The following is a 13,953-nucleotide window of genomic DNA, read 5'->3' on the forward strand; positions in this document are numbered from 1 at the left end:
GTGGCCTGTTTTCAGGTTCGTATTTCAGAAACTTCGTGATGCAAATCATTTTCATGAAGCGCGTCACGCGGTGTTTGGTATCCCGTTGCATCGGCTTGTTTGAACCTGTTTCAACGCTTTGCCGTATCGGGCAATCCGCGAACGATTCGTGCCGCCTTCGGGCGACAGGGTCCACGCGTCATCGCTCGAGCTGTTCCGCGGTTGTCCAACCGAACTGAGGTTACTCATGAAAACGAAAATGAACGTGAAATTGACGGGCATCGCCCTGTCGGTCGCGGCTGTGTTCAGCCTGGCCGCCACGGCGTCCCAGGCAGTGGTCGTGACCGCCGTGCCGGGAAGTCTCAGCAATACCGACGGCTTGATCATCGAAGGCGCGTCGCCGGCGCCCGGGGGACTCATCGGCACGGTGACGGGATGGGGGAATGGGGTGGTGACGGTCGGGAACCCGAATGCAGGCGGTATCTCGATCGGGCTGGCCGGGACGGGGACGGGAAGCGCGGCCATTGGTATCGGTAGCGGATTGCTCGAGCCGGTCGCGGGCGTGGCCGGTACGGTGACGGGGGTGTTGGGTGGCATTGGTGGCAGCGGCGGGGCGACCGGTGGTTTGGGTGGCGTGGTCGGTACGGTGACGGGTGCGCTGGGTGGTCTCGGCGGAAGTGGTGGTACGACCGGCGGGCTTGGTGGTGTGGTCGGTACGGTAACCGGCGCACTGGGTGGCATCGGAGGCGGGACTGGCGGCCTCGGCGGCGTCGTCGGCACGGTGGCGAACACGGCAACCGGCGCGGTCGGAACGCTGACCGGCGCACTGGGCGGTGTTGGGGGCGGGGCCGGTGGTCTCGGCGGTGTTGTCGGGACAGTGGGCAACGCGGCAAGCGGCGCAGTCGGCACAGTAACGGGTGCATTGGGCGGTGTTGGCGATCCGACCGGTAGTCTTGGCGGCGTGGTTGGCACGGTAACCGGTGCACTGGGTGGTATCGGTGGCGGCAATCCGACTGGCGGTCTCGGCGGCGTCGTCGGCACGGTGGCGAACACGGCGACGGGTGCTGTCGGGACGCTGACGGGGGCGCTGGGTGGCGTCGGCGGCGGGACCGGCGGTCTCGGCGGCGTCGTCGGCACGGTAGCGAACACGGCAACCGGCGCAGTCGGCACGGTAACCGGCGCACTGGGTGGCATCGGAGGCGGGACCGGCGGCCTCGGTGGCGTCGTCGGCACGGTAGCGAACACGGCAACCGGCGCAGTCGGAACGCTGACCGGCGCACTGGGCGGTGTTGGAGGCGGGGCCGGTGGTCTCGGCGGCATCGTCGGCACGGTGGCGAACACGGCAACCGGCGCAGTCGGAACGCTGACCGGCGCGCTGGGCGGTGTTGGAGGCGGGGCCGGTGGTCTCGGCGGCGTCGTCGGCACGGTAGCGAACACGGCCACGGGCGCAGTCGGAACGCTGACGGGTGCGCTGGGCGGTGTCGGAGGCGGGGCCGGCGGCCTCGGTGGCGTCGTCGGCACGGTAGCGAACACGGCGACGGGCGCAATCGGAACGCTGACGGGTGCGCTGGGCGGTGTCGGAGGTGGCGGGACCGGCGGCCTCGGCGGCATCGTCGGCACGGTAGCGAACACGGCGACGGGCGCAATCGGAACGCTGACGGGTGCGCTGGGCGGTGTCGGAGGTGGCGGGACCGGCGGCCTCGGCGGCGTCGTAAGCACGGTGGCGAACACGGCAACGGGCGCAGTCGGAACGCTGACCGGCGCACTGGGCGGTGTCGGTGGCGGTACCGGCGGCCTCGGCGGCGTCGTCAACACGGTAGCAAGCACGGCGACGGGCGCAGTCGGAACACTGACTGGCACACTGGGCGGAGTCGGCGGCGCGACCGGCGGTCTCGGCAACATCGTCGGCACGGTAGCCAACACCGGCACGGGCGTCGTCAATGCCGTCACCGGTGTCGCGGGCAACGGCGGCGCACTGATCACGCCGATCACGAGCATCGTCGGCAATCTCGGCGGATCGCTGCCGGTCGGTGCCGCCACCGGTGCGATCGGCGCAGTATCCGGCGCGGTAACCGGCGTCGCCGGCAGCGGCACGGCGGCGATCACGCCGCTCGCATCGGCGGTCACGTCGTTGATCGGATCGGCAACGACCGGCGCAGGCGGCATCGCCGGCGCCGGAACCGGCGTTCTCGCGGGCGCAACCGGCGCGGCCGGATCGCTTGCGGCGGTCACGACCGGCCTGACGGGTACGCTGGCGAACACCGTAACCGGCACGACGGGCGCGATCGCAGGCACGCTTCCGGCACTGAGCGTCGCGCTCAACGGTGGCACGGCGGCCGGCGCCGTCGGTGGCGCGACCAATGCAGTTGGCGCGCTCGTCTCCGGCGGTGCGACGATCGCCAACGCGGCGGTGCATTCGGTCGGTTCGGCTGTCGGATCGGTGGCGGGCGTGCTCCCGGCGCTGGCGGTTTCGCTGAACAGCGATTCCGCGCAGGGGGGCAGTGCCGGGGCAGGCGGCGGCCTGCTGGCGCCGGTGACGTCGCTCGTCAGCTCGCTGACCGCGCCGCTGCCGAGGAAGTAAGCGCCGTGAGCACCCGGCCGCCGCAGTCAATGGGTGGCCGGGAACATTCGGGCGCGTCACGTACAAGCACGGCGGGATCACGATTCGGGATTCCCGCTCGCTTGTTTCGCTGACGCGCCGCTTTGCATTCGATTGCAGATCGCCGCCGTACCGATGACGCACGAAGTTCCACGCTGGATCGAGACCAGTAGCGTAAGGAATGCGAAGAATCGGATTGACGCTCGCACGTCGAATCCGACGCAACGAGAGACTGCCGGCGCGCGACGCGCCGTGACACTACGACCGGTCGCGATTCCGGGCGCGCGTCGCGCCGGTGATGACCGCGATGCCGAACAGGATGACGGCCACGATTTCGATGATGTGCTGAGAGACGTGCAGCGTCATCAAACCCCAGGCGACGCCGCCGATGAAGATGATCCATCCGACCAGATAGATGAGCAGGGTCATCGTTTTTCTCCTTGCAGTATTGGCCCATGATGCCGGTTGCCGGTCTTGCAAAATTTACCGGCGCGCGATGAGCGCGATGAAGGGCGCGATCCGCGAGTGCAGGAGCATATTGCGCGCCTGCCCATGCGGCGGCGGACGACATTCCCAATGGTCACGCAATGGTCACAGCCTGCCGAGCGTTTCATTGTGGCGCTGCATCGTGCGCATGCAGCCCGAGCCGATCCATCAGCCGCCCGGCGTCGAACGGCGCTTGCGTTTTCGTGTCGTTGTCGAAATAGCAGTACACGTCGCGCGTCGCCGCGCGCGGCGGTTGCAGCGCCGGCGCGGCGAGACGCGCATCGTCCGGCTGCGTGCCCCGGCTCCACGCTTCGATTCTGCGTGCCCATCGTTCGAGCGCCGCATCGGCGTATTCGCCCGAATACTTCGTTTCGGTGCCGTGCAGCCGGATGTAGACGAAGCGTGCGCTCAGATCCTCGAACTGCGGCCACGCCTCGGTCGAATCCGACACGACGAGCGCGACCTTGTGGCGGCGCAGCAGCTTCACGAACGCCGGGTCCACGAAGCTGTCGTGCCGCACTTCCACTGCATGACGCAACGCTCGCTTGCGGTCGATCTGCAGATACGGTTCACGCACCCGCGCATCGTGCCGGCGGGCGAGCGCGAGCGCTGCTTCCGTGTCGTGCGGCAGCAAGCTCAGGAAGCGTTCCATGTGCGCCGGATCGAAACGCAGCGACGGCGGAAATTGCCACAGCAGCGGCCCGAGCTTGTCCTTCAGCGCGAACAGCCCCTGAGCGAAAAAATTCGCGCACGCGGTCGTGGCCGTTTCGCCGCGAAAGCGCAGCATGTGCGTCAGGTAGCGCGAGCCTTTCACGCTGAACACGAACCCGGGCGGTGTGTCGGCGTACCAGCGCCGCCAACTGTCAGGCGCTTGCAAGCTGTAGTGCGTGCCGTTGATCTCGATCGTCTGCATGCGGCCCGATGCATACCGCAGCTCGCTGGCCTGCTTCAGGTCGGCGGGATAGAACGTCCCTCGCCAGCCGGGGTAGCGCCAGCCTGAAATGCCGATGTGAATCCTGCCGGATGTGCGTGTCACGTCGATGCCCGGTTGCGCCGGATCCCTGGTGCGATCCGGGCGACGAGCAATCTGCGTGCCTCCGCCTTCGTCGATTTGATTTTTTTAAAGACCGCGCCACGTTCGGCCGGTATGATCGCTGCGCTCGCGAACGGCGCGACCGGACGGTGCATCCCGACGATCCACGCATCACTGCCTTCGCCAGTACGGCAATCACGACACCACCGGACGGACCCCGGCGACCCGCGGTCCGCCGATCCGGCCGAACGGGCCAACCCAGCACGACGGAGTATCGAAACGATGTGGATGGAGACAGGGACGGGGCGGCGCGCGCGGGCGATCGCGGCAGGCGGAGCGTGGTGCGTGGCCGCCGCGGGCGCGGCGCACGCGCAGGCATCGGCGCCGGGCGCGGCGGTGGCGGTGCTGCCGGCCATCGACGTGCGAGGTCCGGCCGATGCTGCTTCGTCCATCGGACTGGTCGGGCGGCGCACCGCCACCGGCACCAAGACCGACACGCCGGTCGACGAGATTCCGCAAACGCTCAACCTCGTGACCGCGCAACAGATCGAGATGACCGGTGCGGCCGACCTGAACCAGGCGTTGCGCTACGTGCCGGGCTTCGCGACGTTCGGCGCCGACAGCCGCACCGACTGGTATGCGGCGCTGCGCGGCTTCACGCCGACGCTGTACGTCGACGGACTGCCGGCGCCGAACGCGGCCGTGATCGCGAACTGGCGCGTCGATCCGTACACGATCGACTCGATCGCGGTGCTGCGCGGGCCGACGTCGGTGCTGTACGGCGCGGGCGAGCCGGGTGCGATCGTCGACGCGCATACGAAGCTGGCCGACGGCGAGCGCGTGCGCGAAGCCGGCGTGCAGATCGGTAACGACGCGCGCAAGCAAGCCATGCTCGACGTCGGCGACAGGCTCGATCCGGATGGCAAGTATGCCTACCGATTCGTCGGCGTCGCGCGCGACGGCAACGCGGTGACCGGCCCGAACGGCGACCGCCGCGTCGCGCTCGCGCCGTCGTTCCGGTGGCGGCCGAACGCCGACACGTCGCTGACGCTTTCCGCGACGTTCCTGCAGGACAGCGGGGACATCTCGTCGAACTTCCTGCCCGCGTCGGGCACGGTGCTGCCGAACCCGAACGGCCGCCTGTCGCAGGACCTCTACATGGGCGACCCGTCGTTCAACGACTATCGCAAGAAGCAATGGTCGCTCGGCTACGCGCTGGAACACCGCGTGAATGCGATCTGGTCGCTGCACCAGGACGTGCGCTGGTCGCACCTGTCGCTCGACGATGCGACGGTGTTCGGCAACGGCCTCGCGCCCCGCAGCACGACGAACATGATGCGTTTCGCGGGGCTGTTCCAGCTCAACTACAGCCGGTTCGACATCGACAATCACGCGCAGGCGCGCTTCGGTACGGGGGCGCTCGAACACACGCTGCTGTTCGGCGTGCAGTTCGACCGGCAGACGACGACCAACAGCGTATGGCTTGCGCTCGCGCCGTCGCTCGACCTGTACCACCCTGTCTATCGGCCCGTGACGGCCGCGATCTTCTCCGGCCCGACGTCGCTCGGCCACGTCGATCAGTACACCGCGATGAACGGTGTCGGCGTGTACGCGCAGGACCAGATCCGCTGGCAGCGCTGGACGCTGACGCTCGGCGGCCGCGAGGATGCCGTGAATGCGCGCTTCGACGACCGCGCCGCCGGCACGCACGCGCAGCAGGACGTCAGCGCGTTCTCCGGGCGCGTCGGGCTCACCTATCGCGGCGACGCCGGATTGTCGCCTTACGTCAGCTATTCGACGTCGTTCGATCCCGTCATCGGCGTGCGGATGTTCGGCGGCGGCTTGCCGAAACCGACCCGCGGCACGCAGACGGAGGCCGGGCTGCGCTGGCAGCCGCCCGGCCGGAACCTGATGCTGAACGCGGCCGTGTATCAGATCGACCAGACCAACGTCGTGACACCGACGCCGGTCAATCTCGACCCGACCGGCACGACGTCGGTGCAGACCGGCAAGGTGCGCTCGCGCGGCATCGAGCTGAGCGCGGCCGGCAAGGTGACGCACGAGTTGTCGATCGTCGCGTCATATGCGTATCAGGACGTCAAGAACGTGCAGGCGAACGATGCGTCGCTGAACCACTGGCCGGTGTCCGTGGCGCTGCCGCGGCAGATGGCGTCGATGTGGGCCGACTGGACCTGGCATACGGGCGCGCTGGCGGGTGTCGGCATCGGCGGCGGCGTGCGCTACCAGAGCGCGTCGGCCGGCGCGCCCGACAATTCGCTGACGGTGCCGAGCGCGACGCTTTACGACCTCGCGATCCATTACGAGCTGCCGCGCTGGCGTTTCGCGGTGAACGTCGCGAACCTGTTCGACCGGCGCTATGTGAGCGGCTGTCAGTCGTACGCCGTGTGCGTGTTCGGCAACGAGCGGACCGTGCTGGCCAGCGCGAAATACAACTGGTAGACGCGAGCGCGCCGCGTGCCGCCTATGCGCGCCGTTGCGGCTCCCGGGCGGCGGCGCGCGCGCCCGCGTGGCCCTGGCGGCGCCATTCGGTCGGCGTGATGCCGAACCGTTCGCGAAAGGCGGTCGCGAAATTGGCCGGCGTGGAAAAACCGATTTCCTTCGCGATGCTGGCGATGCTGAGCGAGGTGGAGTCCAGCAGATCCTGCGCGATCCGCAGCCGCTCGTAGCGCAGATACTCGAACACCGTCTGGCCGAGATTGTCGCGAAACGCACGCGACAAGCGCTTTTCGTGCGTGCCGACCGCACGCGCCAGTTCTTCCACCGTCGGCGGGTCGTTCAGCGTGCGGGAAAGATGGCGGATCGCCGCGCGCACGATGATGTCGTCCTCCTTGTCGCCCGCGGGCGGGCCTTCCGCCGGTTCCGCCGCGGCCGGCCGTTCGCGTTTCGTCCTCGAGAGCTGCACGCGAATCCGCGCGATCACTTCCGCCGGCTCGAACGGTTTCACCACATAGTCGACACCGCCGATCTCGAGCCCTTCGAGCCGCTCGTGCAATGCATCGGCCACGGTCAGGAAGATGACCGGGATCGCGCACGTCAGGGGATCGGCGGCAAGCAGACGGCATGCGGTGAAACCGTCCATGCGCGGCATGCGCACGTCCATCAGGATCAGGTCGGGCATCAGTGCCTGCGCGCGCTGGCACGCTTGTGTGCCGTCGAATGCGATGCTGATCCGGCAGCCCGTGCTGCGCAGGATGTCGATCAGCAACCGTAGCTGGTCGGGTTGATCGTCGACGATCAGGATATGCGTGTCGCTCAATGCGGAGATCGATGAAGACATCGTGCACCTGTTGTGAAAGGCGGTTGACTGCGTTTCCGCGGGTGGCCTGCCCGGTGCGGTGGAAACGTCGGAAGCCGCTCTGTGGCGATGCCTCCAGCGCATCGCATGCTCTCGCATCGATTCGGGACAGCGCGGAACCGCGCGGCAGGCAATCGCTCGGCGCCTCGAACGGCGTTCGTTGTTTTGATCGCCGAGCCGGTCGAGACGCGAGGGATTGCCGTGCTCGCGTGGAAATGATCGCGACTGCCGGAATCGGTGCGAGCGGAATTGTAGGAGCATATTTCGAATCCGGCCAGACATGGCGTCCCTATTCGCACGATTCACCCTTCACGATTATCGAAAATGGCGGTTTGTGACAGGAGCGTGAAGCGTCGATGTGCGTCAATGCTCGTGGTTTACGCGTATATCCGGCGTAAAAGCGCCGAGTCGGCCGTTTTCGAGGTTGCCTTTTTCAGAAATTTTTTTAATCAAATCCGCTTTGGCAAAGTATTTATCCGCCCGGTAAAAGATTTTGAATAACGGTGTGGGCGCGAAATCGTTTGCGAGATGGGCGTATTTTACGTAAGTCATTGAATATTTTGTATTTTACAATCTATAAAGAATGTCGTCTTTAATAATTTAATCTCGTGTCTCATAATTCGTCCGAACTTTGAATGACGGGTGGAGCAGGGTAGCGGAAGCGCCGCAAGCGGTGACGGACGTTGCCCGACCCAGGGCCGGCGCATCAGTTGATGACTGCCCAGGCCCGTGCTCGCTGCACGGAAATGAAACCCCGGCTGCCGGGGATGAAATAAAAGAAGCGTGGTGGGTCGCGGTTGGCGCGGCGAACAAATCGGGGAAACACATGGCTACGGGTTGAATCTCCGGATTCAGTCGGGGGAAGACTCGTCCATAAGAATCAATACGTATTCCTAATGCAATAGCCGAATCAACGGAACGGGACGTCGAACCGACGGCATGCCCGGGGCTTTCGAACGCCTTGTCGAAACGCGTGCGCGATGCGTGTCGCGTCGAAGGGGTTGCCCGGGCCGTGGAATCCGCTTCCGAACGAAGTCGCAACCGTAATCGAAGTCGAAGCTGTCAACAAAAGTAAGTAGTCCGTATTCAAACCAGACGCTACACAACGGAGCAGAAGACCATGAAGAGGAAGCATATTTCGGCGCTCGCCGCCGCGATGTTCACCGGCGCGGGTGTGCTGATCGCCGGCGCCGCCCACGCGGACAATTTCGTCGACCGCGGCAACCCCGACAACGCGCTGAACGGCCAGTGTATCGACGGCACCAACCCGCTATGCGTGGCAACGAAGAACGGCAGCTACGTCGCAGTCAGCACCGCGAACGTGACGCAAGGCACCAATGCGAAGGCCGGCACCAGCGGCATCGCGATCGGCGACCAGTCGAATGCGAGCAGCAAGGGCGGCACCAGCAGCGGCGGCGCGATTGCGATCGGCGTCGGCTCGCAGGCGCTGGCGAACTCGGCCACCGCGATCGGCACGGTGGCGGTCGCGCAGGGCAATACGGCGCTGGCGATCGGCCGTCAGTCGGCGGCGGTCGGCGATTTCTCGATGGCGCTCGGCAACGTCGCGGATGCGCACGGCACGAGCTCGATCGCGCTCGGCCACTCGGCGCTCGCCAGCGGCGACCGCTCGGTCGCGATCGGCGGCGCGAACCCGACCTCGAGCGACGGCGTATCGGCCGGCGCATCGTACGACGCGGCCACGCAAACGCGTGCCGGCGGCACGCAGTCGGTGGCGATCGGCGCAGGCGCGCAGACGAACGACAACAACCAGGTGGCGATCGGCTCGGGCAGCGTCGGCGCGAACAACGGCGGCACGCCGGTGTTCGGCGGCACGGCCGCCCCGGTCGGCGGCGCGGTATCGTTCGGCGCGCTCGGCAGCGAACGCCAGCTCAAGAACGTCGCGGCGGGCGCGGCCGATACGGACGCCGTCAACGTCCAGCAGCTGAAGAACGTGAACAGTGCGCTGAGCACGGGCATCGGCAATGTCGACGCACGCGTGACGTCGGTCGGCAATTCGCTGTCGACCACGATCTCGAACGTCGACCAGCGCGTGACCAGCGTCGGCAACAGCCTCAGCACCAGCATCGTCACGGCCACCCAGAACGTCGTCAAATACACCGACGACTCGCATGCTGCGATCGCGCTTGACGGCGCCGGCGGCACGACGATCGGCGGCGTGGCAGCCGGCGTGGCCGATACCGATGCGGTCAACGTCGGTCAGTTGAAGGGCAGCCTCACGCCGCTGCAAACGTCCATCTCGACGGCTTCGTCGAACATCACGAACCTGCAGAACAGCGTGACTGGCCTCAACGGCTCGCTGAGCACGGCGGCATCGAATATCACGAACCTGCAGGCGGCCGATACGCGCAACGTCAAGTACGACGGCGCGAGCGGCTTCGACTCGGTGACGTTCGGCGGCCCCAACGGCACGACGCTGCACAACGTCGCGGACGGCAAGGACGCGCACGACGCCGTCAACGTCGGCCAGTTGAACGGCGGCCTTGCATCGCTCAGCACGAGCGTGACGAACAACCTCAGCACGACGCTCGGCAACCTGAGCACGTCGATCACGAGCCAGATCGGCGACGCGACGAAGAACGCGGTGCAGTACGACGACGATGCGCATGGCGGCGTCACGCTCGGCGGAAAGGGGGCGACGGCGCCGGTCGGCCTGCACAACGTCGCGGACGGCGTGGCGGCGGGCGATGCCGTGAACGTCGGCCAGCTCGGCAAGGCGACCGACACGCTCAACCAGTCGATCACGGCTGTCGGCAACCAGGTGACGACCAATACCGGCAACATTGCGGCGCTCCAGCAGGATGCGCTGCAATGGAACCCGGGCCTCGGCGCGTACGATGCGAGCCACGGCGGCCACGGCCCTCAGCTGATCAGCAACGTCGCGGCCGGCAAGAGCGGCACCGACGCGGTCAACGTCGATCAACTGAACGCGGCGATTCACGACGGCACGAGCCAGCTCGACGCGCTCGCCGTGAAATATGACGATGCGAGCAAGCAGCAGGTGTCGCTCGGCGCGGGTAACGGCGGCAATCCGGTGCGCTTGACCAACGTCGCGGCAGGCAACGTGGCGGCTGGCAGTACCGACGCGGTGAACGGCGCGCAACTGCGGCGCGCGACCGACGGCACCGCGGCCGCGCTCGGCGGCGGCGCGACGGCGAACCCGGACGGCTCGATCGGCGCACCGAACTACAAGATCGGCGGCAGCGCATTCAACAACGTCGGCGACGCGCTGACGAACCTCGACGGCCGGGTCGGCAGCAACACGACGACACTCGCGAATCACGAAACGCGCATTGGCAATGCCGAAACGAACATCGCGAACAACACGGCGGCGATCGCCGGGCTGCAACAGGATGCGCTGCAATTCGACCCGACGCTCGGCGCGTTCAACGCCGCACGCGGCGGTGCGCCGACGAAGCTGACCAACGTGGCCGACGGCAACGTCGCCGCGGGCAGCACGGATGCGGTCAACGGCGGCCAGTTGTCCGGCGTGAAGACCGCGCTCGAACAGCAGATCACCAACGTGTCGAACCAGGCCGGCGAAGCGGTGAAGAACGTCGTCAAGTACGACGTCGACGCGAGCGGCAACCGGCTGAATTCGGTGTCGCTCGTCGGCGGCGACGCCACCTCGGCGGTCGTGCTGAAGAACGTCGCGGCGGGCACCAGCGATACCGACGCGGTGAACGTGAAGCAGTTGAAGGACGTGCAGTCGAACCTGAACCAGCTCGGCGCGCTCGCGGTGCAGTACGACGACAGCTCGAAGAGCACGATCACGCTCGGCGGCGCGGGCGGCACGCGCATCACCAACGTCCAGGCCGGCACGCTCGACGCCACCAGCACCGACGCGGTGAACGGCTCGCAGCTCTACGCGACCAACCAGCAGGTGTCGAAGAACACGACCGACATTTCCAACCTGCAAGGCAGCGTGACCAACATCGCGAACGGCAAGGCCGGCCTCGTGCAGCAGCAGGACCCGAACGGCGCGATCACGGTCGGCAAGGATTCGGGCGGCACCAGCGTGAACTTCTCCGGCACGGCGGGAGACCGCGTGCTGACCGGCGTCGCGGCGGGCGTGAATGCGAACGACGCGGTCAACGTGGGCCAGTTCAACGCCGCGCTGCAGAACGTCGCGGCCAACGACAAGATCCGTGCGGCCGCGACCGATGCGAACACCACGTGGATCGCGCGTGCCGATGCGGGTGCGATCGGCTCGACTGCGACCGCGACGGGCAAGAACGCGGTGGCCGTGGGTCAGGGCTCCGTCGCCGATCGCGACAACTCGTTCTCGGTGGGCGCGAAGGGCAGCGAGCGCCAGATCACGAACGTCGCGGCCGGCACGGCGCCGACCGACGCGGTGAACGTGCAGCAGCTGAACGACAACCTCGCGACGGCGTCGACGCAGGCGAAGGGGTATACCGACCAGCGCATCGGGCAGGTGTACAACTCGTTCAATGACCTGAAGAAGGACATGTACGGCGGTGTCGCGTCGGCGATGGCGGTGGCCGGCTTGCCGCAGCCGACCGGCGCGGGGCGCTCGATGGTGTCGGCGGCGACGTCGAACTATCACGGCCAGCAGGGCTTCGCAGCCGGCTACTCGTACGTGACGGAGAGCAACCGCTGGGTCGTCAAGGCATCGGTGACGGGCAACACGCGCTCGGACTTCGGCGCGGTGGTCGGCGCGGGTTATCAGTTCTGATGCAGCTCGCGTAGCGTTGAGCGATGCGCGGGTGCCGGGCAACGCATGTCATGCCCGGCATCCGCGGTCGACCGGCGCCCCGGGGTTCGTTTGCGAATCCAGGCCGGCGTCGTTGGACGCACGCCGATCGGATCGGTTCGCCGCTTCGGTCGCGCGGCTCCAAATGCGAACAGTGCGATCTGCGACGATCGTCGTGCGTCGCTCGAACGACCGCCTCGCGCGGGTGTGGCGAGTCGTCGGCCAGTGCGTCCAATGCGAATTGTGGAATGCGAGCCCCCACTCGTATTCTGAAGTCCTCGGGCGGCATGGCATGGGGCCTCCGCCCACCATCGCATCAGAGAACGCGACCATGACCGAAACGACACCCACGATGAAGCTCAACCACCTGAGCTTCCCCTCTGCCGACACGCTGGCAACCGCCCGATTCTTCGAGCGATACCTCGGCTTCACGATCGCGGGAAGCTGGGACAAATCCTGGATTCTCAAGCGTCCGGGCTTCGACGTCGTGATCGATCACGTCGGCGACGGCGTGCCCGCATGGCCGACCAATTTCCACGTCGGCTTCGAACTGCCGAGCCTCGATGCCGTGCACGCGCTGTTCGCGCGCTTCAAGAAAGAGGGCGTCGCGATGGAGACGGACGTGTTCAACAACGGGCGCGGCTCGCGCTTCTTTTGCCGCGCGCCGGGCGGCGTGATGTTCGAACTGAATACGCGCGCGGATGCCGCGCCGGAATATCAAGGCACTTTCGACGAGTGACGCGAGGTAGCCGTTGTCGTGCCGCGCTCAGTCGCAACGGCCGGTGCGGGCGAGGGTCTCGATGACGGCGCGGGTACGCGATGGCTTGGTGATTTCCACCCATTTCAGATGCGCGTATTTCGGGTCGTCGCGCAAGCCGGCGAACTTGACGCGGTTTTTCGTGAACGTCGTGTACGACCACAGCAGCACCGAGTCGCGCGAGCAGAACGCCATCCGCAGCGATTCCCGGTTGCCGTGAGAGAGCCGGGTGCGCATCAGCCCGCGGCCGATCGTGCGCCGCAGCACACGGGAAAACACCGTCCATCGGCCGAAGTTGAGCCACACGACGTGCGTGGCCCTCGACCACAGCACGTCGCGCACCGCGCTGTAGTTTCCGTCGGCGACCCAGTGGTCGCCGGTCGTCGCCGCCAGCACCGCGTGTTCGAACTGCGCGGGCGGCACGGCGGTCCAGCCTGGGCCCCAGTGGAGCCGATCGAGTTCGACGTATCGGCACGCTGCGGCGGTTGCCAGCGCACGGGCGAAGGTGGATTTTCCCGATCCGCTCGTTCCGACGACGATGACGCGCATGTGTGGCCAGGGGCAAAAAGGGTGAGGGTGCGTATTGTGCCCGATGCGCGTGGGTGGGCTCGTATCCGTAGCGGGAAAGGCGCACCGATCAATCGAGCGGCGGCACCGCACCATCCCGCAGCATCTTGACGAGCCGCGCGCGCCGCTTCTCGAGATCGGCGATCTGACGGTCGATCGCTTCGAGGCGTTCGCGCTGGACGTCGGTGATCTGATCGCACGAACGCGCACCTTCGATCAGCAGCATGCAGTCCGGAAAACCGCGAATGTCGTCGAGGGTGAAACCGGTCGCGATCATGCGCTGAATCTGCTTGACCTGCGTCACAGCCTTGTCGGGAAACAGGCGATAGCCGTTGTCCGCGCGCACCGACGCGAGCAGGCCGTGCTCGTCGTAATGCCGGATCGAGCGCACGCTCGCGCCGGTGAGCTGCGCGAGCTTGCCGATGGTCAGCAGCGGCTGGGTAGGCGGATTTTTCATGAAGGGCAGGTTAGCACGATTCGCTTG

The 13,953-nt window shown here is 66.8% G+C and carries 10 protein-coding genes; 4 read left to right on the forward strand and 6 right to left on the reverse strand.

The window, feature by feature from the left end; translation table 11 throughout:
* The first annotated feature begins 226 nt into the window (after positions 1 to 226).
* Positions 227 to 2,560, forward strand: a complete 2,334-nt coding sequence (locus tag HWX07_RS07035; RefSeq protein WP_175875733.1) for a hypothetical protein — start codon at positions 227 to 229, stop codon at positions 2,558 to 2,560.
* Positions 2,561 to 2,836: 276 nt separating this feature from the next.
* Here the strand turns inward: HWX07_RS07035 and HWX07_RS07040 are convergent, their stop codons facing one another.
* Together HWX07_RS07040 and HWX07_RS07045 are read right to left on the reverse strand one after the other, a co-directional pair.
* Positions 2,837 to 3,007, reverse strand: a complete 171-nt coding sequence (locus tag HWX07_RS07040) for a hypothetical protein (protein ID WP_006397039.1) — start codon at positions 3,005 to 3,007, stop codon at positions 2,837 to 2,839.
* Positions 3,008 to 3,188: 181 nt separating this feature from the next.
* The gene (locus HWX07_RS07045; protein ID WP_175875734.1) at positions 3,189 to 4,100 is read right to left on the reverse strand and encodes a DUF72 domain-containing protein; all 912 of its coding nucleotides are present in this window, start codon (positions 4,098 to 4,100) and stop codon (positions 3,189 to 3,191) included.
* A 279-nt stretch (positions 4,101 to 4,379) separates the two neighbouring features.
* On the opposite strand from HWX07_RS07045, the gene HWX07_RS07050 reads away from it, so the two are divergent.
* The gene (locus HWX07_RS07050) at positions 4,380 to 6,557 is read left to right on the forward strand and encodes a TonB-dependent siderophore receptor (protein WP_175875735.1); all 2,178 of its coding nucleotides are present in this window, start codon (positions 4,380 to 4,382) and stop codon (positions 6,555 to 6,557) included.
* Between the two features lie 22 nt (positions 6,558 to 6,579).
* Here HWX07_RS07050 and HWX07_RS07055 read toward each other — a convergent pair whose 3' ends face one another.
* Both HWX07_RS07055 and HWX07_RS07060 read right to left on the reverse strand, forming a co-directional pair.
* Positions 6,580 to 7,395, reverse strand: coding sequence for a response regulator (locus HWX07_RS07055; protein WP_175875736.1), 816 nt, complete (start codon positions 7,393 to 7,395; stop codon positions 6,580 to 6,582).
* Positions 7,396 to 7,776: 381 nt separating this feature from the next.
* Positions 7,777 to 7,965 (reverse strand): hypothetical protein, encoded by a 189-nt coding sequence (locus tag HWX07_RS07060; RefSeq protein WP_175875737.1) that lies wholly within the window; start codon positions 7,963 to 7,965, stop codon positions 7,777 to 7,779.
* Positions 7,966 to 8,533: 568 nt separating this feature from the next.
* On the opposite strand from HWX07_RS07060, the gene HWX07_RS07065 reads away from it, so the two are divergent.
* Positions 8,534 to 12,127: a YadA-like family protein gene (locus tag HWX07_RS07065; protein ID WP_175875738.1), complete on the forward strand. Its 3,594-nt coding sequence runs from the start codon at positions 8,534 to 8,536 to the stop codon at positions 12,125 to 12,127.
* Positions 12,128 to 12,476: 349 nt separating this feature from the next.
* Complete coding sequence (locus HWX07_RS07070; RefSeq protein WP_175875739.1) at positions 12,477 to 12,884, forward strand: VOC family protein; 408 nt, start codon at positions 12,477 to 12,479, stop codon at positions 12,882 to 12,884.
* Between the two features lie 27 nt (positions 12,885 to 12,911).
* On the opposite strand, the gene HWX07_RS07075 is transcribed toward HWX07_RS07070, so the two are convergent.
* Positions 12,912 to 13,451, reverse strand: coding sequence for a toxin (locus tag HWX07_RS07075; RefSeq protein ID WP_175875740.1), 540 nt, complete (start codon positions 13,449 to 13,451; stop codon positions 12,912 to 12,914).
* Between the two features lie 88 nt (positions 13,452 to 13,539).
* Positions 13,540 to 13,926 carry a MerR family transcriptional regulator gene (locus tag HWX07_RS07080; protein ID WP_011549915.1) on the reverse strand — a complete coding sequence of 129 codons (387 nt, stop codon included), beginning with the start codon at positions 13,924 to 13,926 and terminating at the stop codon, positions 13,540 to 13,542.
* Positions 13,927 to 13,953 lie beyond the last annotated feature (27 nt).

It is taken from the genome of Burkholderia sp. BCC0097 (assembly GCF_902832985.1).
GTDB classification, from domain to species: domain Bacteria; phylum Pseudomonadota; class Gammaproteobacteria; order Burkholderiales; family Burkholderiaceae; genus Burkholderia; species Burkholderia orbicola.

What these genes read in the sequence shown, in the direction of transcription:
- HWX07_RS07035 (WP_175875733.1), top strand. Translation starts at nt 227, where the DNA reads ATGAAAACGAAAATGAACGTGAAATTGACGGGCATCGCCCTGTCGGTC.
- HWX07_RS07040 (WP_006397039.1), bottom strand. Translation starts at nt 3,007, where the DNA reads ATGACCCTGCTCATCTATCTGGTCGGATGGATCATCTTCATCGGCGGC.
- HWX07_RS07050 (WP_175875735.1), top strand. Translation starts at nt 4,380, where the DNA reads ATGTGGATGGAGACAGGGACGGGGCGGCGCGCGCGGGCGATCGCGGCA.
- HWX07_RS07055 (WP_175875736.1), bottom strand. Translation starts at nt 7,395, where the DNA reads ATGTCTTCATCGATCTCCGCATTGAGCGACACGCATATCCTGATCGTC.
- HWX07_RS07060 (WP_175875737.1), bottom strand. Translation starts at nt 7,965, where the DNA reads ATGACTTACGTAAAATACGCCCATCTCGCAAACGATTTCGCGCCCACA.
- HWX07_RS07065 (WP_175875738.1), top strand. Translation starts at nt 8,534, where the DNA reads ATGAAGAGGAAGCATATTTCGGCGCTCGCCGCCGCGATGTTCACCGGC.
- HWX07_RS07070 (WP_175875739.1), top strand. Translation starts at nt 12,477, where the DNA reads ATGACCGAAACGACACCCACGATGAAGCTCAACCACCTGAGCTTCCCC.
- HWX07_RS07075 (WP_175875740.1), bottom strand. Translation starts at nt 13,451, where the DNA reads ATGCGCGTCATCGTCGTCGGAACGAGCGGATCGGGAAAATCCACCTTC.
- HWX07_RS07080 (WP_011549915.1), bottom strand. Translation starts at nt 13,926, where the DNA reads ATGAAAAATCCGCCTACCCAGCCGCTGCTGACCATCGGCAAGCTCGCG.